24 protein-coding genes are annotated in these 22542 nt (G+C 71.9%); 10 read left to right on the forward strand and 14 right to left on the reverse strand.

The window, feature by feature from the left end; genetic code table 11:
• Positions 1–36 precede the first annotated feature (36 nt).
• Both ACFWGJ_RS04125 and ACFWGJ_RS04130 read left to right on the forward strand, forming a co-directional pair.
• Positions 37–645 (forward strand): sigma-70 family RNA polymerase sigma factor, encoded by a 609-nt coding sequence (locus ACFWGJ_RS04125; RefSeq protein WP_387320832.1) that lies wholly within the window; start codon positions 37–39, stop codon positions 643–645.
• Positions 642–1394 carry an anti-sigma factor domain-containing protein gene (locus ACFWGJ_RS04130; RefSeq protein ID WP_387320834.1) on the forward strand — a complete coding sequence of 251 codons (753 nt, stop codon included), beginning with the start codon at positions 642–644 and terminating at the stop codon, positions 1392–1394. Before ACFWGJ_RS04125 ends, ACFWGJ_RS04130 begins: the two co-directional genes overlap by 4 nt.
• 155 nt (positions 1395–1549) lie before the next feature.
• On the opposite strand, the gene ACFWGJ_RS04135 is transcribed toward ACFWGJ_RS04130, so the two are convergent.
• Genes ACFWGJ_RS04135 through ACFWGJ_RS04145 form a run of 3 tightly spaced genes read right to left on the reverse strand, consistent with a single transcriptional unit; the run spans position 1550 to position 3176 of the window.
• Entirely contained in the window at positions 1550–1972 is a 423-nt protein-coding gene (locus tag ACFWGJ_RS04135; RefSeq protein ID WP_387320836.1) for a hypothetical protein, read from the reverse strand.
• Complete coding sequence (locus ACFWGJ_RS04140) at positions 1969–2595, reverse strand: Asp23/Gls24 family envelope stress response protein (protein WP_387320838.1); 627 nt, start codon at positions 2593–2595, stop codon at positions 1969–1971. Before ACFWGJ_RS04140 ends, ACFWGJ_RS04135 begins: the two co-directional genes overlap by 4 nt.
• Positions 2592–3176, reverse strand: coding sequence for an RNA polymerase sigma factor (locus tag ACFWGJ_RS04145; RefSeq protein WP_387320840.1), 585 nt, complete (start codon positions 3174–3176; stop codon positions 2592–2594). Before ACFWGJ_RS04145 ends, ACFWGJ_RS04140 begins: the two co-directional genes overlap by 4 nt.
• 321 nt (positions 3177–3497) lie before the next feature.
• Between ACFWGJ_RS04145 and ACFWGJ_RS04150 the strand changes: the two genes are divergently transcribed.
• The 5 genes from ACFWGJ_RS04150 to ACFWGJ_RS04170 all read left to right on the forward strand — a co-directional run bounded on the left by ACFWGJ_RS04150 (position 3498) and on the right by ACFWGJ_RS04170 (position 6999).
• Positions 3498–4010, forward strand: coding sequence for an Asp23/Gls24 family envelope stress response protein (locus ACFWGJ_RS04150; protein ID WP_387320842.1), 513 nt, complete (start codon positions 3498–3500; stop codon positions 4008–4010).
• A gap of 134 nt (positions 4011–4144) precedes the next feature.
• Positions 4145–4330 (forward strand): hypothetical protein, encoded by a 186-nt coding sequence (locus ACFWGJ_RS04155; protein ID WP_387320877.1) that lies wholly within the window; start codon positions 4145–4147, stop codon positions 4328–4330.
• The gene (locus ACFWGJ_RS04160) at positions 4327–5478 is read left to right on the forward strand and encodes a DUF6286 domain-containing Asp23/Gls24 family envelope stress response protein (protein WP_387320844.1); all 1152 of its coding nucleotides are present in this window, start codon (positions 4327–4329) and stop codon (positions 5476–5478) included. The genes ACFWGJ_RS04155 and ACFWGJ_RS04160 overlap by 4 nt, the downstream gene beginning before the upstream one ends.
• Positions 5478–6059, forward strand: a complete 582-nt coding sequence (locus ACFWGJ_RS04165) for a hypothetical protein (RefSeq protein ID WP_387320846.1) — start codon at positions 5478–5480, stop codon at positions 6057–6059. The genes ACFWGJ_RS04160 and ACFWGJ_RS04165 overlap by 1 nt, the downstream gene beginning before the upstream one ends.
• Complete coding sequence (locus ACFWGJ_RS04170) at positions 6049–6999, forward strand: YihY/virulence factor BrkB family protein (RefSeq protein WP_387320848.1); 951 nt, start codon at positions 6049–6051, stop codon at positions 6997–6999. The genes ACFWGJ_RS04165 and ACFWGJ_RS04170 overlap by 11 nt, the downstream gene beginning before the upstream one ends.
• A gap of 104 nt (positions 7000–7103) precedes the next feature.
• Here the strand turns inward: ACFWGJ_RS04170 and ACFWGJ_RS04175 are convergent, their stop codons facing one another.
• The 4 genes from ACFWGJ_RS04175 to ACFWGJ_RS04190 form a co-directional block, all read right to left on the reverse strand.
• On the reverse strand, positions 7104–7562 hold the full coding sequence (locus ACFWGJ_RS04175) for a hypothetical protein (RefSeq protein ID WP_387320849.1): 459 nt from the start codon (positions 7560–7562) through the stop codon (positions 7104–7106).
• A 168-nt stretch (positions 7563–7730) separates the two neighbouring features.
• Complete coding sequence (locus ACFWGJ_RS04180; RefSeq protein WP_387320851.1) at positions 7731–8933, reverse strand: FAD-dependent oxidoreductase; 1203 nt, start codon at positions 8931–8933, stop codon at positions 7731–7733.
• A gap of 165 nt (positions 8934–9098) precedes the next feature.
• Positions 9099–10049 (reverse strand): ornithine cyclodeaminase family protein, encoded by a 951-nt coding sequence (locus ACFWGJ_RS04185; protein WP_387320852.1) that lies wholly within the window; start codon positions 10047–10049, stop codon positions 9099–9101.
• Positions 10046–10846, reverse strand: a complete 801-nt coding sequence (locus ACFWGJ_RS04190) for an IclR family transcriptional regulator (protein ID WP_387320853.1) — start codon at positions 10844–10846, stop codon at positions 10046–10048. Before ACFWGJ_RS04190 ends, ACFWGJ_RS04185 begins: the two co-directional genes overlap by 4 nt.
• A 67-nt stretch (positions 10847–10913) precedes the next feature.
• On the opposite strand from ACFWGJ_RS04190, the gene ACFWGJ_RS04195 reads away from it, so the two are divergent.
• Entirely contained in the window at positions 10914–12287 is a 1374-nt protein-coding gene (locus ACFWGJ_RS04195) for an amidohydrolase family protein (protein WP_387320854.1), read from the forward strand.
• Positions 12284–13357 (forward strand): dipeptidase, encoded by a 1074-nt coding sequence (locus tag ACFWGJ_RS04200; RefSeq protein ID WP_387320855.1) that lies wholly within the window; start codon positions 12284–12286, stop codon positions 13355–13357. The genes ACFWGJ_RS04195 and ACFWGJ_RS04200 overlap by 4 nt, the downstream gene beginning before the upstream one ends.
• A 48-nt stretch (positions 13358–13405) precedes the next feature.
• Here the strand turns inward: ACFWGJ_RS04200 and ACFWGJ_RS04205 are convergent, their stop codons facing one another.
• From ACFWGJ_RS04205 to ACFWGJ_RS04235, 7 genes are all read right to left on the reverse strand, one after another.
• A complete protein-coding gene (locus tag ACFWGJ_RS04205; RefSeq protein WP_387320857.1) occupies positions 13406–14434 on the reverse strand; it encodes an iron-siderophore ABC transporter substrate-binding protein in 1029 nt (342 codons plus the stop codon).
• A gap of 102 nt (positions 14435–14536) precedes the next feature.
• Positions 14537–15424, reverse strand: a complete 888-nt coding sequence (locus tag ACFWGJ_RS04210; protein ID WP_387320873.1) for an ABC transporter ATP-binding protein — start codon at positions 15422–15424, stop codon at positions 14537–14539.
• A gap of 71 nt (positions 15425–15495) precedes the next feature.
• Complete coding sequence (locus tag ACFWGJ_RS04215) at positions 15496–16518, reverse strand: FecCD family ABC transporter permease (RefSeq protein ID WP_387320875.1); 1023 nt, start codon at positions 16516–16518, stop codon at positions 15496–15498.
• A gap of 104 nt (positions 16519–16622) precedes the next feature.
• Entirely contained in the window at positions 16623–17681 is a 1059-nt protein-coding gene (locus tag ACFWGJ_RS04220) for a FecCD family ABC transporter permease (protein WP_387320859.1), read from the reverse strand.
• Between the two features lie 220 nt (positions 17682–17901).
• Positions 17902–19512 carry a cation acetate symporter gene (locus ACFWGJ_RS04225; RefSeq protein WP_387320861.1) on the reverse strand — a complete coding sequence of 537 codons (1611 nt, stop codon included), beginning with the start codon at positions 19510–19512 and terminating at the stop codon, positions 17902–17904.
• Positions 19509–19937, reverse strand: a complete 429-nt coding sequence (locus ACFWGJ_RS04230; protein WP_387320863.1) for a DUF485 domain-containing protein — start codon at positions 19935–19937, stop codon at positions 19509–19511. The genes ACFWGJ_RS04225 and ACFWGJ_RS04230 overlap by 4 nt, the downstream gene beginning before the upstream one ends.
• 453 nt (positions 19938–20390) lie before the next feature.
• Positions 20391–20843, reverse strand: coding sequence for a MarR family winged helix-turn-helix transcriptional regulator (locus tag ACFWGJ_RS04235; RefSeq protein ID WP_387320865.1), 453 nt, complete (start codon positions 20841–20843; stop codon positions 20391–20393).
• 179 nt (positions 20844–21022) lie between these two features.
• Between ACFWGJ_RS04235 and ACFWGJ_RS04240 the strand changes: the two genes are divergently transcribed.
• Entirely contained in the window at positions 21023–22480 is a 1458-nt protein-coding gene (locus ACFWGJ_RS04240) for an MFS transporter (protein ID WP_387320867.1), read from the forward strand.
• The last annotated feature ends 62 nt before the right edge of the window (positions 22481–22542 follow it).

Raw genomic sequence — 22542 nt, forward strand, 5'->3', positions numbered from 1 at the left:
GATGTCCTGACGGACGTCCCACGGATGTCTCGACGGATGTCCCGACGACGGAGGACCCCGGTGAACGAAGTCGCCCAGATCGGCAGGCACCACTCGGCCGAACCTGATCTGCAGGAACTGCTGCGGCGTGTGGCCCTGGGCGACGAGCAGGCGTTCGCCTCGGTGTACGACGCCGTGGTGAGCCCGGTCCTCGGTGTCGTCCGCGCGGTCCTGCGGGACCGCGCCCAGTCGGAGGAAGTGGCTCAGGAGGTTCTGGTGGAGGTGTGGCGCACGGCCCCGCGCTTCCGCACGGACCGCGGCACGGCCATCAACTGGATCCTCACGATGGCCCATCAGCGGGCGGTCGACCGGGTGCGCTCGGTGGAGGCCTCGGCAGCACGGGACCACAAGGCGGCCCAACTGGACCGCACGCCCGAGTACGACGAGGTGAGCGAGCAGGTGGAGGCACGGCTGGAGCGGGAACAGGTGCGGCGGTGTCTGCGCACCCTGACCGACATCCAGCGTCAGGCCGTCGACCTCGCGTACTACCGCGGGCTCACCTACCGCGAGGTGGCCGAAGCCCTGGCGCTTCCGCTGGGCACGGTAAAGACCCGGCTCCGGGACGGCCTCATCCGACTGCGTGACTGCCTGGGGGTGACCGCGTGACCACTGCGGATCTGCACACACTGACCGGCGCCTACGCCCTGCACGCCCTGTCCGACGAGGAACGCGAGGCATTCGAGCGGCACCTCGCGGACTGCGAGCCGTGTGCGCGGGAGACGGCCGAACTGTCCGCCACCGCCGCCCGGCTGGGACTCGCCGTCTCCCAGCCGCCCCGCCCCGCCATGCGGGAGGACGTGCTGCGGCGGATCCGGACCGTCCGGCAGGAGGGGCCGGGTGGCCCGGCCCTGCCGCACCGCGCACGGACGACCGCGCGCGGGCGTCCGGTGTCGCGCTGGGCGCTGGCCGCCTGTCTCGCGGCGGCCGCCGCACTGGGCGGTACCGCGGTGTGGCAGCACGAACGCGCCGAGGACGCCCTGGAGCAGGCGCGCCGGGCCGACCGGGGAGCGAACGACATCGCGGCCGTGCTCACGGCCCCGGACGCCAGGAGCCGGACCACGAAGCTGGCCGGTGGCGCCACGGGTACCGTCGTCGTCTCCGACAGCCGTGACAGGGCCGTCTTCCTGGCCTCCGGGATGACCGAGCCGCCTCGGGGCAAGGTGTACCAGCTCTGGTTCGACGACGACGGCTCCATGCGGTCCGCCGGCCTGATGGACCCCGCCCACACCAGCCAGGCCGTCCTGATGAAGGGCGCTGTGGCCGGGGCGTCGGGCATGGGGGTCACGGTCGAGCCGAAGGGCGGCTCCGAGCAACCGACCTCCACTCCGCTCGCCCTGCTGAACCTCCCCGCGTGACGCGTGACGCGGCAGGCCCGCGGTCGCGGAAGCGGGTTTCCTGACCGCAGCCCGACCTCACCGCCGGACCCAACCGTCGAACCCAACTGCTGGACCTCACCGCCGGAGCCGACCGCCGGATCTCACCGCCGGATTTCACCGTCACCGGTCAGGCGTCACACCTGGCCGGTGACGGTCACGGTGACCCGTGCCGGTGCGGGCTCGGCCGGGAACGTCTCGACCAGATGGGCCTCGACGCGACGGCGTGCGGCACGGGCCACGTCCAGGGCTCGCGCCTGTCTGAGCGCGACGAGGTGGATCTCGACATGGCGGCGCCCGGTGCCGTCCGGCCGACTCAGCCGCACGCCCGCCGCCGACCCTCCCGCGGCCGACCCTCCTGCCGTCGGCACTCCCGTCATCGGCACGCCCGCGGTCAGTACGCCCGCTCCCGGAGCCCCGTCCTTGCCGCGCTGCGGCCGTACCCGCGTCGGGCGCAGTCGGCCGGCGAGCCCCGGCCTGAGGAAGGCCACCCCCGGCACGCTCTCCACCGCCCGGGCGATCTCCTCGGCCAACGAGGTGTGTGCGCTGTCGCGGGTCATGACGTACGACCTTCCTGGCTGTCGTCCGCGGTGTCGATCAGGTCGGTGACATGGACGTCTATCGTCGCCACCGCCACGCCCAACTCACGGTCCGCCGCCTCCCGGACCCGTCTGCGCACCTCCTCGGCCAGCTCCGGCAGCGAGACGCCGGCCGGGGCGTGGATGCCGAGACGGACCTCCACCGGCCCGTCGGCGGTGCCGGAGGTGGAGTGGGAGAGGAGTCGGCAGGAACCCGCCCGGACGCCGTGCACGGTCTCGGCCGCCGCACGCAGGGCGCGGGCGGCGACCGCCTCCATGATCCACAGATCCTCGTCGGGCTCGCCGAGAGGCACGGGGCGGCCGGGACGCAGTTCGAGACGCACGACCTCCATGACGCGGCGGGTCAGCGACGTGGCCTCGGACGCGTAGCCGTCCGCCGTCTCCTCGCGCAGGCCGCGTACCGCGATCTCCAGGTCGTCGAGGTCGAGGACGGCCCGCCGGCAATGCGGGCAGGTCTGCCGGTGCGGGTCGTCGGTCTGCTGCTCCCAGTCGTCCCAGACCCGGGACAGCAGCCTGCCGCACGGCAGTTGCTCGTCGTCGACGCCGCCGGTCTCCGCGGTGGGCGGGTCGGTGTGAGAGGTCATCGCCAGGCCCCCATTGCTTGTGTCAGGCAGCGTCGTGCGCGGAAGACACGGGCACGCACAGCCTCCTGGCTGATGCCGACCGCGTCCGCGATGAATTCGTAGGACTGACCGTCCAATTCTCGCAGCACCCAGCAGGCGCGCTGCTCGACCGACAGCTGATCGAGAGCCTCGCCCAGCTCTCGGACCGCGTCGCGCGCCTCGGCGATCCGGGCCGGGGAGGCCGAGTGCTCGGGCGCCGCGATCTCTCCCGCGGCCTCCAGAGGCGCCACCGGCTTGCGGGCGCGCAGCACGTTCAGACAGCGGTTGGTGACGATCCGGTACATCCATGTGCCGAACGACGACCGGTGGTGGAACTCCGGCAGCCGTCGCCAGGCGCTGATGAACGCGTCCTGCACGGCGTCCTCCGCCTCCGCGCGCCCGCCCAGCAGGCGGGTGGCCAGCCGGATCAGGGCCGGGGCATGGGTCTGTACGAGCACGGCGAAAGCGTCCTCTTCCCCCTCCGCGGCCCGTACCGTCAGCAGGGCGTCCTCGGTCTCGCCCCGGGCCTCCGGTGGCGCGTTCTCTCTGCGGGCCCCCGCCACTGAGCGGCTCCTCTCATCCGGTTCCGCAGGTTCGACACCTCCGTGCCGCCCGCTGTTACGCGGCTTCCGCCTCTTGTTTCGCGTGACCCGTGAAACGGCCGGGGGCCGGTGTGTCCCTATGCATGATCCGTTGCCGGCACCTCCGCGGATGGCCCGCGAACGGCCGGACACCCGTCGGACATTCATGCGGGACATATCGATGAGACGGACACCCTGTCCGGAGCTGAGCGGAGATTTTCCGGGTATCCGCGTCACAGGCGCGGCCGCGGCGGGTCCATCCCAGTGAGAGCAGCCGACCGGCTACAGGAAGAAGGACGTGCCATGACCACGCAGACCGTACCGACCGCGTCGACCCGCAAGGACGTATCGGCACCGCAGGGCAGCAAGGCGGCGCCGACGACGACTGCGTTGTCCGGCGGTGTCACCGGCGTCGACCAGCCGGCGGCGGACCGCGGACGGACATCGATCGCCGATGTCGTCGTGGTGAAGGTCGCGGGGATCGCGGCCCGGGAGATCCCGGGTGTGTACGACATGGGCGGCGGCCTCTCCCGCACGATCGGCGCGGTGCGCGACCGGGTGCCGGGCGGCCGTCCGAACGTGGGACGCGGAGTGAAGGTGGAGGTCGGCGAGCGGCAGACGGCCATCGACCTCGACCTGGTCGTGGAGTACGGGGTTCCCATCACGGACGTGGCCCGCGATGTCCGGGAGAACGTGATCTCGGCGGTGGAGCGCGTCACCGGCCTCGATGTGGTGGAGGTGAACGTCACGGTCAACGACGTGCATCTGCCCGAGGAGGACGGTGAGACGCCGACGACGGACTCCCGCGTGGAGTGAGCGGGCCGTCGCACACAGCAGGGCGCCCAGCCGGTGCATGACGACTGGTGCAGGACGACTGGTACATGGCGGCCCGTGCACGAGGACCGGTGAAAGAGGAATGGTGAAAGAGGCCAGGACATGGACGTGACCACGTGACCGCAGCATTCGTCGGGATGATCGCAGGGATGGCGCTGGCCTTCGCCGGTTTCTTCGGAGGCTTCGGGGCGTTCCTGCTCGTGGCCGCGCTCGGCGGCCTGGGGTGGGCCGTCGGCCACTGGTTCGACGGCGGGGGCCGTCTGCAGGATCTGCGCGACGGCTATGAGCGGAGCCGTCGATGACCACCGCGGACCGGCGCGGCACCACGACCGTCTCGGAGAAGGCGGTCCGAAGGATCGCCGAACGGGCGGCCACCGAGGCCGTGCCAGGCCCGGCTGCCGGGACAGGGACCGAGTCCGGCACAGGACCCGCTGCCGGACCCGCCGCCGGGGCCGGAGCCGGAACCAGAGCCCGCGCCTCGAAGGGCTCGGCCGCCGTGCACGGTCGACGGGCGGACGTGAGCGTCGACGTCACCCTGCCCTACCCTGCCCCACTGCCGGAGGCGGTCCGCCGGCTCCAGGACCATGTCACCGCCCGTACCCATCAGTTGACCGGCCTGGACGTCACCAGGGCACGCGTCGGCGTCACCGCTCTGGTCCCGGGACCGGCACCGGCATCGACGCCGGTCCCGGGGCCGGACGTGGCGAAGAGCGCGCCGTCGGCGGGGGCCGCCACGGACGGCCCTGTCACGGACAGGGCCGACACGGACGAGCCTCCCGTGGGCGAGCCCTCCCAGCCGCTGCCGCACTCGCGGACGCCACTGAGGTGGTGGTCCGCGCGGCGGCTGCCGACCCTGCTGCTCGCCCTGTCGGCCTTGGCGGCCTGCGGCGCACTCGCGGTCGACCTGATCCTGGTGCACGCCGCCGGCCGCCCGGCGGCGGCCTGGCGCGCCGACGCACTGCACTGGCTCGCGCGGCACGGCCCCGGTGAGGCGACCGTCACGGCCTGCGCCGTCGCCGTCGCGCTCCTCGGTCTGATCATGGTCGTCCTGGCCCTCACCCCAGGACATCGCGGCCTGCTCACGGTCACCACGCCCGCTCCGAACCTGTGGGCGGCCATGGACCGTACGGCAGTTGCCGCGCTCGTCAGGGACGCGGTGGGCCAGACGCAGGGGATAGGGGCCGTGAAAGTGCGGGTGCGCCGCCGCACTGTCAGCGTCCGGGCCGCTCTCGCCTTCGGCGACCGTGCGCGCGCGCTCGACGAGGCACGGCACACGGCCCGCCGGGCACTGGAGAGCTGCCATCTGCGTCGCCCACCGCGACTGCGCATAAGGGTCCGGCCCGGGGCCGCCTGGGATCCCGGTGCGACGACGGTTGGGGACGGCGGGGGAGCGCAGCGTACGCTCACGGCCGGTGCCGACGACACGGCCCTCGAAGGAGTCACCCGCTGATGCGACGTTCCCGTACGGTCCTCGACCGGACCGCCCTCGCCGTGACCGGCCTGGTGTTTCTTCTCGGCGGTACCTGGCTCGCACTCGCCCGAGCGCCCTGGGCCACGCGTCTTCCGGCCTGGTGGCCCGAGCCCGGCGCCCGTGCGGTGCTGGCGGATCCGGCCGGACTCGCCGACCTGCGCTCCACGGGCTGGTGGACGCCCTCGGTCATGGCCGCGTCGATCGCCGCGACCGTGCTTCTCACACTGTGGTGCGTGCGTCTGCTGCGCGGCGGGGCCCGCCCGTCGCTGCCGCTGCCCGCGCCCGGCGGCACGCTGCGCACCCGGGCGCTGGAGGACGTCGTGACCCGGCACGCGGCCGGGATCGGCGGTGTCAGCCGCTGCCGCACCCAGGTGCTCGCGCGACACAAGCAGGTGCGGGTGCGCCTGCATGTCCGGCTCCAGCCCGATGTGGCTCCGGCCGCCGTCCTGCCCGCCCTCGCGGAGCTCGCCGCCCGGACGGAGAGTTCCCTCACCCCGTACAGCGTGCGTACGCGCGTCCGTTTCTCCACCCGACCGCACCGTAGGCCTCATGTCCGCTGAACCCCGGCCCGTCGTCACCGGCGGCGGCCCGCGCGCACTGGAGCCGGTATGGCGCCGCACCCGGACCCCGGCTGCCTGGGGCGTCGCGCTGCGCCGTACGCCGCTGTCGATGTGGCGGGACGACGTGTCGGACTACGCAGCCGCCCTCACCTACTACGCGATCCTGGCGGTCCTGCCCTCCCTGCTGGTGACCGTCATCGCCTTCAGCATGATCAGCCCGGGCACCGCCGAGGACTTCATCGCCCATGTCACCGCCTACGCCCCGGACCAGTCCGGCACGCAGCTCCACGACGTGCTGACCCATACGCTGAAGGACGGCTCGGCCGCCTGGACACTGCTGGGCGGGGGCATCGTGAGCGCACTGTGGTCGGCCTCCAGCTACCTGGCCGTCTTCCGCCGCGCCCTGCACCGGATGCACCACGAGGCCGACCACCGGTCGCCCTGGCACACGGCACCGCGCATCCTGCTCACCGCCTTCGCCCTGCTGGGCCTGCTGCTCGTCAGCGCGCTCCTCCTGCTGCTGACCGGCCCGATCGCCGAGACCGCCGGCCGCCTTCTCGGCTTCGACGCGGTGGCCGCGTGGGCCTGGAACCTGCTGCGCTGGCCACTCCTGCTGTGCCTGGTGGCGCTGCTGGTCGTCATCGTCTTCCACACCGGGCCCCTGCCGGCCCGCCGCCGCAAACACAGCGTCCCCGGCGGGATATTGGCGGCGGGCCTGTGGCTCGTCGTCTCCGGAGGCTTCGCCCTGTACACCTCCGCGCTCGGCACCTACAGCAAGCTCTACGGCTCCCTCGCGGGCGCGGTGGTCTTCCTCATCTGGCTGTGGCTGTCCAACCTCGCCCTTCTCGCCGGGGCGCAGTTCACGGCCGAACTGAACGGGCTGAGCAGAGGAGAGCGACCGGCCCCGCCCCCGGCGGAAGGCGCGCCCGAAGCGGCCTGAACCCAGCGATGTGATCCCGGCGCGACAGTCCGGAGCACCAGGGCCGACCCGCGACCCCCGACCCGCGGGACGGGCCGCGGAACCCCATCACGACGGGATGCCCATCAGGTCGGGGTGTCCGGGCTGTCGGGGCGGGCGGTGTGGTCGCGGTGGCCCGTCGTGCGGCGGTCCTCCTTCATCTCGGCCTCGTAGAGGTGGTCGCGTCCGTCCGCGAGGTCGCGCAGGGCACTTCGTTCAAGGTCTTTGAACGGCTGGTAGTAGGTCCCGTTGTAGGCCTCGACGATCTGGAACGTCCAGTGGCCGGGGATCACATTGCGGCCCAGGACCTCGTGCTCCACACGGTCGGCGTACTCGGTGTGGCCCGCCTCGCGGAGGAGCGCGACCGCGCGGTCCAGCTCCAGGTCTGCCCCTCCGGTCAGCTGGTGGAAGGAATACAGGTGTCCCCGGGCCCGCTCGGTGGTCTCCAGTGCCTTGGACAGCGCGCCGAGCGCTTCCACGGTCTTGTCGCTGACTCCCTCGGGACGCCGGTGGGCGCGGTCGGGGCCGTCGTTCGGTTGGTTCATGCCCTGCCGCATGCCCGCGGAACGCGGACACATATGCGGTTTCGGCGGTACGAGTGCCCGGATGGCTCACGAGCCCCGGCGGCGAGGTCAGCGCCCGCAGCGATGCGGCGGTTCCCCACTCCGCCGTGCCTGCGGGCGCCGCCCCTCAGCGCGGTGACCGTCCGCGGATCACGGCGCCTGGTCGCCGCCGTGGTCGGTGTCCCCGGTGAACATGGCGATCAGGCTGTGCGGTGTCCTGTCGCCGTAGAGGAGGTCATGGAGTTCGGTGCCCTCGGCGGCGGCCTCGGCGCCACGGGTGAACATGGCCTGCTCGTACTCGGCGAGGGCGCCTTCGACGTCGTCGGGGCGGGCGGCGAGGGCCTTGCCGAGTTCGGCGCCGTCGTACATGGCGAGGTTGGCGCCTTCGCCGTTCGGGACCGAGAGGTGGGCGGCGTCGCCGAGCAGGGTCACGCCCGGCACCCTGTCCCACCGGTGTCCGACGGGCAGGGCGTTGAGGGGACGCAGGACCGGCGCGGTCTCGCCGTCGGTGATGAGCGCGGTGAGTTCCGGTGCCCAGCCCTCGAACTCCTCCGCGATCCGCGCGGTGGCCGCGGCGGAGTCGCCGAAGTCGATGCCCGCGAACCACTCCCGTGACTCGCTGAGCATCACGTAGGTGTGGAGGGTGCCGCCGTTCTCCCGGTGGGCCAGGATCGCCCTGCCCGGCGTGAGCGCGAACATCGAGCCGCCGCCGACCGCTTTCGCGCTGGCCGGGTGCCGGGCGTCGCTGTCGAACAGGTAGGTCTCGACGAACGACATGCCGGCGTACTCCGGGGTGACGGCGGTGAGCAGCGGCCTGACCCGGGACCACGCGCCGTCCGCGCCGACCAGCAGGCTCGTGACGACGGTGGTGCCGTCGGCGAAGGTCACCTCGTGCCGTCCGTCGCCGAGCGCACGGGTACCGCTGACCTTGTGCCCCCACCGGACGGTGCCGTCCGGGAGCGAGTCGAGCAGGATCCGCCGCAGCTCGCCGCGCAGCACCTCGGGGCGGACGCCCGTACCGTCGTCGGCCTTGTCGAACAGGACGGACCCGTCCACGTCGAGGACACGTATCGCTTCGCGGCCCTCCAGGATGAGCTCGCGGAACTCGGCGAGGAGGCCTGCCGTCTCCAGGGCCAGTTGGCCGTTGTAGTCGTGGATGTCGAGCATTCCGCCCTGGGCGCGCGCCGTCGGTGAGGCCTCGGCCTCGTAAACCGTGGCCGGGATGCCGTGGACGTGCAGTACGCGGGCCAGGGTGAGTCCGCCGAGCCCGGCGCCGATGATCGTGACGTAAGTGCCCCCAGCGTTCTCCGCGCTGGCGGCGTTCTGCGTGCCTGGAACGGCCTGAGTCGTCATGGTGGGGATTCCTTGCCTGTTGTACGCCTGCCGGAAGTGCGCCCGGCGGATCTCCAGCAAGGTGTCAGTCCGCGCCGACAAGCCGCTGACACCGGACCGACAGCTCCCGAAGACCGGCTACAGATGACCGACACGCGCCGTCGGCACCGGGTCGGCAGCAGACGTTCACAGGTCGACGGTCGTGCCCCACCCCTCGCGCACGGCGACAGCGTGGGCGACGTGCGCCGCGGCCACGTCCAGGGCGGCGTGCCCGGTGGACTTGAACAGGGTCAGTCCGGTCTCGTCACGGCGGCCGGGGTGCGTGCCGGAGAGGACGGAGCCGAGGAGGGTGACGGTCTTCTCCTCGGGCAGGTCCTGCAGTTCGTGCGCGCCCGCAGGCGGTGCGGCGGCGCGGGCGCCGGGCCACTCCGCGAACAGGAGGGCGTCCCGGACGGTGTCGGCGTCCACCTCGGGGCCGTGGGAGCCGCCCACCGAGCTGACATGGGCGCCGGGAGCGAGCCAGTCCCGGCGGATCACCGGCCGGACGGCGCCGGTGCAGCAGAACACCACATCGGCACCGCGCACGGCCGTTTCGGCGCTCGGTGCGGGCTCGGCCGCGGGATGCAGAGCGGCGGCGTCGCGGACTCTCCGCGGATCCCGGCCGGCCACGGCGACGGGAGTCGTCGGGTCGAGGAGCGCGAGCAGGGCGAGTTGGGCCCGTGCCTGGGCCCCGGTACCGATGACGGCGATCCGGCCGGGCCGTGGCACGGCCAGGGCGAGGGCGCTGTGGGTGGCAGCCGCGGCCGTACGGATCTCGGTGAGGGACTCGGCGTCCAGGAGCGCCAGCGGGCGGCCGTCCTCGGGGTCGAAGAGCGCGACGATGCCACGGTGGCTGCTCCGCCCGGCCCGCGCCGGGTCCGCGAAAACGGAGACGAGCTTGGCCGCGAGACCGAGCCCGGGAACGTAACCGGGCATGACACCCAGGAGGCCGCCGGGGGCGCGGGCGGCGACGCGCGGTGGTGCGGAGGCCTCGCCCCGGCTGACGGCGATCAGCGCCTGTGCCACCGCGCCCATGACCCGGTGCGGGTCGAGCGCGGCGCGGGTCCGGGCGCGGTCGAGGACGAGGACACCACTCATGCCGGTCCGTTCGCTGGTTCGGAGGAGGCCGCGGACGCGCCGGGGGCGGTCAGGAGCCGTTGCAGTGTGTCCGTGGCCTCGCGCAGGTGTTCCCGCAGGTCCAGGAGGCGGGAGGGGGTGAACTCGGCGTCCAGGCCTACGACGGTCAGCGCGCAGATCGGCGCGCCTGACATCGGCGCGCCCGACATCGGTGGGACGGCGCGGCCGAGGGAGGCGACGGGCTGTTCGTTGCGGCCGTGTTCGACGGCGAATCCGGTGCGTTCCGCGCGTTCGATGTCGGCGAGCAGTCCGTCGGGACCCTCCAGCGGGTGACCGGCCGCTTCGGCGGGACGCAGGTAGGGGGCGCGGGCGGCGGGGGCCAGCGCGGCGACCAGGGCGAGGGGGCCCGCGAACCGGTGGACGGGCAGCCCCTCGCCGATCAGATCGGTGATCATCGCGAGCCGCTCGGGCCGTACGGCGTCGATCACCCGCGACCGGTCGTCCTCCAGCACCTGGAGGTTGGCCATCATGCCGGTGCGCGCGGACAGCTCGGTGAGCACCGGGCGGGCGATGGCCGTCAGTGAGTTCCTGGCCGCGGACGACGACAGCTGGAGCACCGCGGTGCCGGGCAGGTAGCGGTCACCGGTCCGCAGTACCCATCCCCGGCGTACGAGATCGAGGAGGACGCGGTAGGCGGTCGCCCGATGCAGCCCTACCTCCTCGGCCAGGTCGGTCAGGCGCGGCGGGTGCGGCGCCCGCGCGACGGCCTCGACCAGGTCCAGGGCCTTGTCCACGGCGCTGCGGGGTGCTTCGGGCACGTCCGACCACTCCTTGTGGCGTCGGGGCACGGCGGCGTACGGTGATGCGTGTTGCAGGAGACGTTACATGTGTTACGCACAGTGCAACAACCCGCACAGCCATCCTGAGCACGACGAGCGAGAGGCGAAGATGACGAACGAGGCCTCGGGAGCGCCGACCCCGCACGCTCCGCCGGCGGCCGGGACGGTCGCCGTGTATCGCGGTGCCACGCTGTTCGACGGCACCGGGCGGGCGCCCCGTCCCTCGACGTCGATCGTCGTCGACGGCGCCATGATCCGGGCCGTCGGTGACGACGCGGAGATCACCGCCTCGCTGCCCGCCGACGTGCAGGTCCACGACCTCGACGGACGTTTCGTCATGCCGGGCCTGATCGACTCCCATCAGCACATCGCGACACCGCCCGACCGGCCCGCCGCCGAGGCGGTGCTCGACCGGCTCGTGCACAGCGGCGTCACGGCGATCCGCGACATGGCGGACGACCTGCGACAGGTCGGCGACCTCGCGCGGGCCACCCTCGTCGGCGAGATCCCCGGCCCGGACATCCGCTACGCCGCACTGATGGCCGGACCCGGCTTCTTCGACGACCCGCGCACCCACCAGGTCTCCCAGGGGGAGACCCCGGGAGCCGTGCCGTGGATGCAGGCCATCACCCCGGACACCAACCTGCGCGTGGCGGTCGCCCTGGCACGCGGCACACACGCCTCCGCGATCAAGGTCTACGCGGACCTGGACCACGGCACGGTCGCCGCGATCACCGCCGAGGCACACCGCCAGGGCATCCCCGTCTGGGCCCACGCCGCCGTCTTCCCCGCCACGCCCCGGCAGGTCGTCGAGGCGGGGGTCGACAGCGTCTCCCACGTCACGCTGCTCGCCTTCGAGGGCGCCGACGGGCCGCTGACGACGTACAAGAACAAACCGACGGTCGACCACCAGCGGTTCGCCGCCGAGGACGATCCCCGGCTCGACGCGCTCTTCGCGCTGATGTGCCGCCGCGGAACCGTGCTCGACGCGACCGCCGGCATGTGGGAGAGCGACGAACTGACGGGGGAGGGGCCCGAGGACGCCGCACGCGCGCAGGCCAACGCCCGACTCGCCGCGCACATCACGGCGCAGGCGTACCGCGCCGGTGTGGACCTCTCGACCGGTACGGACTACGAGACCGACCCCGAGGACCCTTTCCCCGCGCTGTTCGAGGAGTTGGCGTTCCTCGTGCGTCGCTGCGGCATCCCGCCCGAGGAAGTGCTGCGCTCGGCCACCCTGATCGGCGCGCGGAGCGCCGGAGCCGAGGACGTCATGGGCAGTGTCGAGGCGGGCAAGCTCGCCAACTTCGTCGTCTTGGACGAGAATCCGCTGCTCGACATCGACCACCTGCGCAGCGTCACTCTCACCGTCAAGCGCGGCCACCGCTTCGAGCGCGGCGCGTACAAGGAAGATCGATGAACCCAACTCCCATGATCATCAACGCGCTCGGGCAGCTCGACAACCCGAACGCGCCCCGGTCGGCCGAGGCCGCCGCACAGCTCAACCAGAGCAGCGAGCAACTCACCATCGACGCCCGCACCTTGGCGGACGCCCGCGCCTCGGGCCTGACCGCCGTCAACATCACCCTCGGCTACACCATGGGCGACCTGCCCCCGTACGAGCACACGCTGCACGAGATCGACGTGTGGGACGGGATCGTGCGGGAGCACGCGGCGGACCTGCTGAAGGTGCGCACGGTCGCCGACCTCCACCGGGCGCGGGAGGAGGGGCGGATCGGTGTCATATACGGCTTTCAGAACGCCGTGGCCGTCGGCGAGGACATCGGTCGTGTCGCCACGTTCGCCGAGCGGGGCGTACGCGTCGTCCAACTCACCTACAACCAGGCCAATCACCTCGGCGACGGCTCCATGGCACCGGCCAACCGGGGTCTGAGCGACTTCGGCCGCAGCGTGGTCGAGGCGCTCAACGCACACGACCTGATGGTCGACCTCTCGCACAGCGGCGAGCGCACCTGCCTGGAGGCCGCGGCCCTCTCCCGTACACCGGTGTCGATCAACCACACCGGCTGCCGGGCGCTGACCGATCTGCCCCGCAACAAGACCGACGAGGAACTGCGGCTGGTCGCCTCGCGCGGCGGCTTCGTGGGCATCTACTTCATGCCGTTCCTCAGCCTGTCCGGGCATGCGACGGCCGCGGACGTCGTCGAGCACATCGACCACGCGGTGAACGTGTGCGGTGAGGACCACGTCGGCATCGGCACCGACGGGCCCGTCACCTCCATCGACGACCTCGACGCCTACCGCGCCGATCTCGCCGAGCACGTGGCCCTGCGAGCGGCGGCCGGAGTCGGCGCTGCCGGCGAGCGCGCGGACACGCTTCCCTTCGTTCTCGACCTGCGCGGGGTGGACCAGTTCAGGGAACTGATCCACCTCCTGGAGCGGCGCGGATACCGCTCCGAACGCATCGAGAAGATCCTCGGACGCAACTTCCTCGACTACGCGGACCGGGTGTGGGCGAGCACCGCGTGAGAGCCCTGAGGGTCGTGAGGTCCCTCAGGTCCCTCAGGGCTGTGCGGACTACTTGAGCGCCGTCGCGAACAGCGGCACCACGTGCTCCAGCGCGTAGTCGACCGACAGGACGGAGTCCATCGCGAACGCCGAGCTGATGTTCTTGTCGTCGAAGACGACGACGTGGCCCTTCTTCACGGACGGCACGGCCTTGAAGAGGGGGTCGGAGCTGATCTTCTTCGCGGTGACGCCGATGGGAGCCATCACGGTCAGATCGGCGTCGAGGAGGTCGAGGTTCTCCTCCGAGACGGGCACGGAGAACGCGGAACCGGCCTTGGCCTCGATGGCGGGGCTGTTCTCGAAGCCGAGCCGCTCGACGAAGTCGACCCGGCCCGTGCCGCGGACGTACGCGCCCCAGGCGGACGCGGTCCGCGAACCGAGCGTGATGGTCCTGTCCTTGAACTCCGGGTGCGCCTTCGCGGCGTCGGCGAACTTCTTCTCGGTCTCGGCGATCAGCTTCTCACCGTCGTCGGCGAGACCGAGGGCCTCGGCGACCATGGTGGTCTGCTTCGCCCAGGAGATCTTGTACTGGTCGCCGCCCTTGGGCACACCGACGGTCGGCGCGATCTTGCTGAGGGTGTCGTAACGCGTCTGGTCGCCGCTGGACTTGGTGTCCAGGATCAGGTCGGGCTTGAGGGCCGCGATCTTCTCGTACTCGGGCTCCAGCGTGCCGATCTTCTGCGGGCTCTTGTCGTAGAGGCCCTTGGCCCAGGGCCCGAGGCCGTCGCCGCCGAAGGCGAGCCAGTCGCTGGCCCCGACGGGCTGCACGCCGAGCGAGAGCGCGGCCTCGGCGTCGCCCCAGCCGAGCGCCACCACGCGCTTGGGCGCCTCGTCCACGGTGACCGTGCCGAACTTGGTGGCGACCTTCGCCGGGAACGCGCCGTCGGACGGCTGGGCGGCGCTGTCCTGGGTGCCGGACTCGTCGGACGAACCGCAGGCGGCCAGCGCTCCCATCAGGGTGAGCGCAAGGGCGCCGGTCAGCAGGCGCAGACGGCCCGGGCGGCGTCGGGAGCCGGAGTCGGCGGAGCGAGAGGACATGGTGGGTGCTCTTTCCGGGAGGTTCGTCGAAGGACTCGACAGAGAGGGGAGGGGCGAGGGGAGAAAGGGTTCAGTGGGGCAGGGGCTCAGGGGTTCAGGGGTTCAAGAGGAGGACGACGGGGACGGGGCGAGAGGGGCGTCGCCGGCCTGCGGCACCGTGATGTGGTGCCGCCCCATCGGCACGATCAGGGGGGTGGCCGACGCCGGGTCCGGGACCACCGCGCTGCGCAGCCCGAACACCTCGTGCACCAGGTCCTCGGTGACGATCGCGGTCGGGGCGCCCTCGGCGACGACCCGGCCGTCCTTCATCGCGATGAGGTGGTCGGCGTACCGGCACGCGAGGTTGAGATCGTGCAGCACGACGGCGAGGGTGACTCCGCGCTGCCGGTTGAGGTCGGTCAGCAGGTCCAGGACGTCCAGCTGGTGGCTGATGTCGAGGTAGGTGGTGGGCTCGTCCAGCAGCAGGATGTCGGTCTCCTGGGCCAGGGCCATGGCGATCCAGACGCGCTGGCGCTGGCCGCCGGAGAGTTCGTCCAGCGGCCGGTCGGCGAGGTCGAGGACGTCGGTGGCGAGCATGGCCGCGGCGACGGCCTCGGTGTCGGAGGCCGTCCAGCGCCGGAACCAGCCCTGGTGCGGATACCGGCCGCGGCCGACCAGATCGGCGACGGTGATCGCCTCCGGCGCCACCGGGGACTGCGGCAGCACACCCAGGGTCTCGGCCACCTGACGGGTGGGCAGCTCCTGGATGCTGCGCCCGTCGAGGAGGACGGCTCCCGCCGACGGCACGAGCAGCCGTGCCATCGAGCGCAACAGCGTGGACTTGCCGCAGGCGTTGGGTCCCACGATGCAGGTGATGCGGCCGGGCGGCAGGTCGACGTCGAGCTGCGAGATGATCTCGCGCTCTCCGTATCCGAGCGTGAGGTCCCGGGCTTGAAGGGTGTGCGGGACGGGCGGGGTGTGCGGGGTGGACCGGTCGTGCGGGGAGGTCACCGTCGTCTCCTTGAGGGTGCCGAGCGGTTCGCGGGCCTCGCCGGAACCTTCGTCTGGACGTCGTGTCACGGTCAGCCGCCCCGGCCCACGCGGTTGGCGCGCGCGAGCAGCCACAGCAGATACGGCGCACCGACGAGGCTGGTCACGATCCCCACCGGCAACTGCGTCCCGGGGATGAGGTGCTGGGCCGCGTAGTCGGCGAGGAGGACCAGCGCGGCGCCGACCAGGGCCGAGGGCACCAGGGCCGCGCCGTGCCCGGGGAGCAGGCGCCGGGCGATGGGCGGGGACACGAAGGCGACGAAGCCGACGGGTCCTGCGGCGGCCGTCGCGAGGCCCGCGAGAGCGGTCGCGCAGGCCAGCATGGCGAGCCGGCTGTGCTCGACCCGTGCTCCCAGACCGCCGGCGGTCTCGTCCCCCAACTGCAGGGCCGGCAGCGCCCGCGCGGCCACCAGAGCCAGGGGCAGCAGCACGACCGCCCCGCCGAACAGGGGCCAGAAGTGCGTCCAGGAACGGCCGTTGAGACTGCCGGTCAGCCAGAGGAAGGCGTTCTGCGCCTCGGTGACGTCCGACCGCGTCATGACGTACGAGACGACGCTCGACAGGCCCGTACCGATGCCGATGCCCACGAGGACCAGCCGGTAGCCGCTGATCCCCTTGCGCCAGGCCAGCAGATACACGGCGGCGCCGGTAAGCAGCGCGCCCGTGAGGGCGATGGCCGACAGGGCGATGCCGCTCAGGCCGAGGACCATGCTCGCGAGGACGGCGGCGGCGCTGGCCCCCGCGCTGACGCCGATGACATCGGGGCTGGCGAGCGGATTGCGCAGCAGACCTTGGAACACCGCTCCGGAGAGACCGAAGCAGCCGCCGACCAGGAGGGCCAGCAGGGCCCGCGGCAGGCGCAGTTCGAGGACGACGAACCGGGTTCCCGCGTCGCCGCCCCCGGCCAGGGTGGCGAGGACGTCGGCGAGCGGGATGACGAAGTCGCCGGTGGTGAGGGACAGGGCGAACGCGGCGAGTACGACGGCCAGCAGGACGCTGCTCACGAGAGCGCCGCGCGCCTGCCCACGGCGTCGGACGCGGACCAGCCGGGCCACGGCGTCGTGCGGGCTGTCGGGTGAGGGATCACCGGTCGTACCGGCCGCGCCGGTCGGCTCCGGCGGCGCGGTGGCCGTACCGCCCGCTGACACGGACTTACGGTTCACAGTTCGACCACGTTCCGGCGGCGGACGAGCAGGACGAAGGGGATGGCGCCCAGCGCGGCGGTGATCACACCGACCTGCACCTCTCCGGGGCGCGCGATCAGGCGCCCCACGACATCCGCGAAGAGCAGCAGGGCAGGTGCGAGCAGCGCGCTGTAGGGGAGGATCCACTTGTAGTCGGGGCCGGTGATCAGGCGTGCCGCGTGCGGAACGGCCAGGCCCAGGAAGCCGATCGGCCCGGCGATCGCCGTGGCCGCGCCGCAGAGCAGTACGACACTCGCGGCGCCCGCCAGCCGTACGGCGACGATGCGCTGGCCGAGGCCGCGCGCGATGTCGTCGCCGAGGGCGAGGGCGTTGAGGGAGGGGCCCAGCAGCAGGGCCAGCACTCCGCCGACGGCGATGAAGGGCAGCGCCTGCCACAGGACATCGATGTCACGGCCGTTGAGCGCGCCCACCTGCCAGAACCGGAACTGGTCGAACGTCCGGCTGTCCCTGAGCAGCATGGCGCTCGTCAGGGAGCCGAGGACCGCGGTGGTGGCCGCTCCCGCGAGGGCCAGTTTCACGGGTGTCGCGCCCTCGCGGCCCAGGCTGCCGATGCCCTGGACGAGAACGGCGGCGACACAAGCCCCGAGGAAACCGAACCAGATGTACTGCGCGGGCTCGGTCAGCGACAGGACACTGATGGCGAAGACGACGGTGACGGAGGCGCCCGCGTTGACACCCAACAGGCCGGGATCCGCCAGGGGGTTGCGTGCGACGCCCTGCATCAGGGCTCCGGCGACACCGAGCGCCGACCCGGCGAGCAGACCGGCGACGGTACGGGGGAGGCGGACCTCCTGGATGATCATCTGGCCGTGGACGGAGCGGTCGGGGCTGAACACCCCGGCCACCACGTCGTGCAGTGCCACGTCGCCCGAGCCCACGGCGAGGCTGAGGACGCTCATGGCGGCCAGCGCCAGGGCTGCGGCGAACAGGCCCGCGCTGAGTGCGGGTCTGCCGTGCCGGCGGCGGACGCGCGGGGCGTCGGCGAGTTCGGGCGGGGAGAGGGAGACGGTCACGCGACGCGTATCCGAGGGTGCGTGCCGTGGGTGAACGGCGACGGGGCGAAGCGCACTTGAAGTCGTCCTTGTCCGCCCGCTCGCGGGCAGCGCAGAGTTACGGAACTGGGTGTTCCGTTCAGTAAGGTAAGCCAAACCTAACATCAAGAAAGATGCTGTACACACCCGGTCCGGGCGGAGTCGCCCCGGCCCGGGCCAGGTCATCTCGGCCTGGACCAGGTCATCTCGGCCTGGGGTCCGGGCCCGCCAGGATCCGGGCCTCGATCCGCTCGTAGTCCTTCTTGCGGCGCTGGGTCTCACGCCGTCCCGAGAACATCGTGCCGAGCCAGCCGAACGCGAAGCCCAGAGGGATGGACACCAGGCCGGTCGTGGTGAACGGGAACCAGTTGAAGTCGGCCTGGGGGAAGGCCGCCATGGGTGTCCCGGACACCAGCCGGGTGCCGGGCATCAGGACGAGCACCGCGAGCGAGCCGCCGATCATCGTGCTCAGCAGACCGGCACGGGTGTACCGGCGCCAGAAGAGGCTGTAGACCAGCGCGGGGGCGATGGCCGAGGCGGCCAGGCAGAAGGAGAGCGTCGCCAGGGGCTGGAGGCTGCGGTGCTGGATGAGGCCGGCCAGCACGATCGTCGGGATGCCTACGGCGAGCGCGGAGACCCGGGCCACCGTCATCTCCCGTACCGGCGAAATCGGGGTGGAGCGGCTGGCGTAGACGTCGTGGGCGAGCGAGTTGGCGCAGGCCAGGATCATGCTGGCGACCGACGCGAGCAGGGTGAGGAAGATCGCCGCGGTGACCGTGGTGAACAGGAAGGTCTCGGCGCGGGTGACATGCGTGCCGAAGACTGCCCGGGAGCCGACGAGGTAGGCCGTGTTGCCGCGCGGGTCGGCCGCGGTGATCCCGGCCCGGCCGAGGAGCGCGGTCGCCCCGATCGCGACGATGGTGATGATCAGCATGAACAGGGCCACCGACGACACCGCCCAGGACATCGAGCGGCGGACCTGCCGTGCGCTGTCCGCCGTGAACATGCGCATGGTGACGTGCGGCAGACAGGCGCCGCCGAGCACGATGGCGAACTGCGTGCTGATCATGTCCAGGTCGGCGTGCGGACCCCCGGCGAACTGCAGGCCGGCGCGCAGGAACGCCTCGTCCGCCCCGCTGTGCTCCGCGGCCGTGCGCAGCAGCTCTCCCGGGTCCCACGCGAAGGCGCGGAGCATCAGGAAGGCGACCACGGATCCCGAGCCGAGGAGCATGACCATCTTGAGGATCTGGATGAGGGCGGTGCCCTTCATCCCGCCGATGGCCGCGTAGGTGATCATCAGGCCGCCGACCCCGATGACGCACCCGGTCTTCATGGTGGTGCTGCTGAAGCCGAGGATGAAGGCGAGCAGTTGGCCGGTGCTCGCGAGCTGGACCAGCATCATCGGCATCAGTGAGGCGATGGTCACGGCACAGGTCGTGATGCGCACGGCACGGCCGGGCATCCGCCGGGCGATGGCGTCCCCGGTGGTGAAACGGCCGGTGTTCCGCAGGGGTTCGGCCAGCAGGAACATCAGGAGCAGCAGGGACAGCAGGGTGCTGAGGGCGAGGACGACACCGTCGTAGCCGCACAGTGCGATGACTCCGCCGATGGTGAGGACGGTGGCCGCGGAGATGTAGTCGCCCGCGATGGCGAGCCCGTTGCGCATCGGGGAGAGCGAGCGGTAGCCGGTGTAGAACTCGTCGAGATCGTCCCGGTCGGGGCCTGCGATGACGCACAGCAGCAGGGTCACGGTGACGACGGTGCAGAAGGCGACCAGGGACCAGGTCTGCGCGGTGCCGCTGAACTCCGTCATCGTCCGGGCTCCTGCTCGGCGAGCAGGGCCGTGCGTTGCCGCATACGGCGGGCCAGCGGATCGACGTACCGGCCGGCCGTGTACTCGAAGAGCACGATCGCCAGCCAGGTGACGGGGAGTTGGACCAGGCCCAGCACCATGCCGGTGGACAGACCGCCGGTGACGGGCTTCGTCATGAAGGCCGGGGCGCGGACGGACAGGATCAGGAAGGCGGTGAAGTAGGCGAGGACGACGAAGGTGGCGACCCGGCGCTGTCTGCGGTAGGCCCGGCGCAGAATGCGCAGGTCACGGTGGTGCCCGGGGGCGGAGGAGCGCGTGACGCGCTCGGGTAAGTGCTCTTCGGGGGCGGCCCAGGCGGGCGGGGCTGCGGGGTGCCTGGCCCGGTGGGGCTGCGGGGCGTACGCATCCGAGGGGTCGTCGGACATCCCGGTTCTCCTAGCGCGGCAGGGGTCCGTGACGTGCGCGGACCGCAGGGAGGTGGGGAGAGGTGTTCGATTTCTCGCACGCTATTCGGCGAGGCCGTCAAGCGAGGCCTTTTGGTCGATCTGGCTCGTTCGCGCGTGTCAGTGGCGCAGGCCTCGCACGGCGGGCCCGGCAATCGGTGAGGGATGTGCGTGAAGGGGCAGGTGAGGGCCGGCGGGGGTCGATCGGCGGCTCAAGGGCAAGGGCTTTCGGTCTTCAGGGCGCTTGCTGGGTCGCAGGGCCCCCGCGCCTGGTATCTTCCGGTCTCCCTCATAGGGCTCATGAGTACCCCTCCGCGGGCACCGCGAATCCGGCACCGCCCCTACTGCCTTGCCTGTGACGGGAGTTGGGGACGGAGCGGGGGAGAGTCGGCCGGAGGTTCCGGTGCGCGTCCGCCCGGCAGGCGCTCGCGAACGTCAGGGGCGCGGCCAGGGCCGTCCGCCGAGCCGCTCGATGTCGGTGTTGAACCGCCGCAGATAGCCGGCGAACTCCGCGATGTCCTCGTCGGACCAGTCGGCCATGACCCGGTCCAGGGAGCCGACGGTCCGCTCGCGCTCCTCGTCGAGTATCCGGGCCCCCTTGTCCGTGATGCGGAACTTGCGGGCCAGTCCGCCGTCGGGGTCGGGGATGCGCTCCGCGAGTCCGGCGCGCATGGCCGAGGCGGTCTGCCGGTTGAGGGTGGAGGCGTCGAGCCCGAAGGCGTCGCTCAGCTCTCCGATCGACATGGGCCCCTGTACGCGGATACGGCTGAGCAACGTGTAGGAGCTCCGCTCCAGCACGCTCTCCTTGCTGCGTCCGCCGTGCGCCGCGAGCGCGTGCCTGCCGAGCAGCATCTGCTCGTACTCCACCTCGTACGTCGGCCTGCCCATGTGCCACTGCCTCCCACTGTCCCGAACAGGGCCGACGCGGCGAATTCCTGCGCCGGACCCGCTCCCATCTTTGCACAGGCTATGCAATGCGCACATGTCATGCATGATGCATAAGATATGTACACTGCACTCCCAGTAGCCCGAAGAGATGCCCCGAAAGAGATGCAAGGAGTCCCTTCATGGGAGCCCCAACGACGTCCCGCCATACCAATGGCGTGATCGCCACGCTGGCCTTCGCCGGTACCACGGCGGCGATCATGCAGACCCTGGTCACGCCGCTCATCGCGGACCTGCCGCAGATCCTGCACAGCTCGTCCTCGAACACCGCGTGGGTGATCACGGTCACCCTGCTGGTGGCGGCGGTCTGCGTGCCCGTCACCGGACGTCTGGGCGACCTGCTGGGCAAGCGCCGGATGCTCCTCGCCTGTTCCGTGCCCCTCATCGTGGGCTCGGTGGTGTGCGCGCTCTCCTCGTCCGTCGTCCCGATGATCGTCGGCCGCGGCCTGCAGGGCATGGGCATGGGTATGGTGCCGCTCGGCATCGCGCTCCTGCGTGACGTGGTCCCGGCCGAGAAGCTCAGCTCCTCCATCGCGCTCGTCAGCGCGTCCATGGGCATCGGCGGCGGTCTCGGCCTGCCGATCGCCGCCGCGGTCGCCCAGTACGCGAGCTGGCGCGTGCTCTTCTGGGGCTCCGCCGTCCTGGCCGTGGCGATCGCCGCCCTGATCTGGTTCCTGATCCCCGACGTCCCCGCCGGGGCCAAGGGGCAGCGCTTCGACGCACCCGGCGCGATCGGCCTCGGCGTCGGCCTGGTCTGTCTGCTGCTCGCGGTCTCCAAGGGCGCCGAGTGGGGCTGGGGTTCGGCGACGACGCTCGGCCTCTTCACCGCCGCCGTCGTGGTGCTGCTCGCCTGGGGCGTGTGGGAGACCCGCACCCGGGACCCCCTGGTCGACCTGCGCACCACCGCCCGCCCCCGGGTCCTGCTCACCAACGTCGCCTCGCTCTTCGTCGGCTTCGGCATGTACTCCGGCATGCTGATCGTTCCCCAGCTGCTGCAGTTCCCCGAGGCGACCGGCTACGGCCTGGGCCAGTCGATGCTCGCGGCGGGCCTGTGGATGGCTCCCGGCGGCATCATGATGATGGTCGTCTCCCCGCTCGGCGGAAAGCTGACCGACGCGCGCGGCCCGAAGTTCACGCTGATCAGCGGCATCCTCGTCATCGCCGCCGGTTACGGCGCGTCCCTCGCGCTGATGGGCTCCGCCTGGGGCCTGATGCTCGTCCTCATGATCACCAGCAGTGGTGTGGGCCTCGCCTACGGGGCGATGCCCGCCCTGATCATGAGCTCGGTCCCGCTCTCCGAGACCGCCGCCGCGAACGGCTTCAACACCCTGATGCGTTCGCTCGGCACCTCCGTGGGCGCCGCCGTCGTCGGCGTGGTCCTCTCGCAGCTCACCGTCGACATGGGCGGCTTCACCATCACCTCCGAGGACGGCTTCCGTACCGCCCTGATCATCGGCGGCGGTGTCGCCCTGGTGGCCGCCGTCATCGCGGCCCTCATCCCGGCCGCGCGCCCGGTGGTGGCCGAGCAGGCCCCGGCCGACCGCCTCGACGAGTCCGAGCAGGCCGCGGTGCAATCCTGACGCCCGTTCGGCACGAACGGCCCCGGAACTCCCGCGGGAGTTCCGGGGCCGCTTAATGTCCG

This window comes from Streptomyces sp. NPDC060205 (assembly GCF_042728395.1).
Taxonomy (GTDB): Bacteria; Actinomycetota; Actinomycetes; order Streptomycetales; family Streptomycetaceae; genus Streptomyces.

What these genes read in the sequence shown, in the direction of transcription:
- ACFWGJ_RS04195 (WP_387320854.1), top strand. Translation starts at nt 10,914, where the DNA reads ATGTGTTACGCACAGTGCAACAACCCGCACAGCCATCCTGAGCACGAC.
- ACFWGJ_RS04150 (WP_387320842.1), top strand. Translation starts at nt 3,498, where the DNA reads ATGACCACGCAGACCGTACCGACCGCGTCGACCCGCAAGGACGTATCG.
- ACFWGJ_RS04205 (WP_387320857.1), bottom strand. Translation starts at nt 14,434, where the DNA reads ATGTCCTCTCGCTCCGCCGACTCCGGCTCCCGACGCCGCCCGGGCCGT.
- ACFWGJ_RS04225 (WP_387320861.1), bottom strand. Translation starts at nt 19,512, where the DNA reads ATGACGGAGTTCAGCGGCACCGCGCAGACCTGGTCCCTGGTCGCCTTC.
- ACFWGJ_RS04140 (WP_387320838.1), bottom strand. Translation starts at nt 2,595, where the DNA reads ATGACCTCTCACACCGACCCGCCCACCGCGGAGACCGGCGGCGTCGAC.
- ACFWGJ_RS04240 (WP_387320867.1), top strand. Translation starts at nt 21,023, where the DNA reads ATGGGAGCCCCAACGACGTCCCGCCATACCAATGGCGTGATCGCCACG.
- ACFWGJ_RS04165 (WP_387320846.1), top strand. Translation starts at nt 5,478, where the DNA reads ATGCGACGTTCCCGTACGGTCCTCGACCGGACCGCCCTCGCCGTGACC.
- ACFWGJ_RS04135 (WP_387320836.1), bottom strand. Translation starts at nt 1,972, where the DNA reads ATGACCCGCGACAGCGCACACACCTCGTTGGCCGAGGAGATCGCCCGG.
- ACFWGJ_RS04175 (WP_387320849.1), bottom strand. Translation starts at nt 7,562, where the DNA reads ATGAACCAACCGAACGACGGCCCCGACCGCGCCCACCGGCGTCCCGAG.
- ACFWGJ_RS04230 (WP_387320863.1), bottom strand. Translation starts at nt 19,937, where the DNA reads ATGTCCGACGACCCCTCGGATGCGTACGCCCCGCAGCCCCACCGGGCC.
- ACFWGJ_RS04200 (WP_387320855.1), top strand. Translation starts at nt 12,284, where the DNA reads ATGAACCCAACTCCCATGATCATCAACGCGCTCGGGCAGCTCGACAAC.
- ACFWGJ_RS04125 (WP_387320832.1), top strand. Translation starts at nt 37, where the DNA reads ATGTCCCGACGACGGAGGACCCCGGTGAACGAAGTCGCCCAGATCGGC.
- ACFWGJ_RS04160 (WP_387320844.1), top strand. Translation starts at nt 4,327, where the DNA reads ATGACCACCGCGGACCGGCGCGGCACCACGACCGTCTCGGAGAAGGCG.
- ACFWGJ_RS04180 (WP_387320851.1), bottom strand. Translation starts at nt 8,933, where the DNA reads ATGACGACTCAGGCCGTTCCAGGCACGCAGAACGCCGCCAGCGCGGAG.
- ACFWGJ_RS04235 (WP_387320865.1), bottom strand. Translation starts at nt 20,843, where the DNA reads ATGGGCAGGCCGACGTACGAGGTGGAGTACGAGCAGATGCTGCTCGGC.
- ACFWGJ_RS04170 (WP_387320848.1), top strand. Translation starts at nt 6,049, where the DNA reads ATGTCCGCTGAACCCCGGCCCGTCGTCACCGGCGGCGGCCCGCGCGCA.
- ACFWGJ_RS04185 (WP_387320852.1), bottom strand. Translation starts at nt 10,049, where the DNA reads ATGAGTGGTGTCCTCGTCCTCGACCGCGCCCGGACCCGCGCCGCGCTC.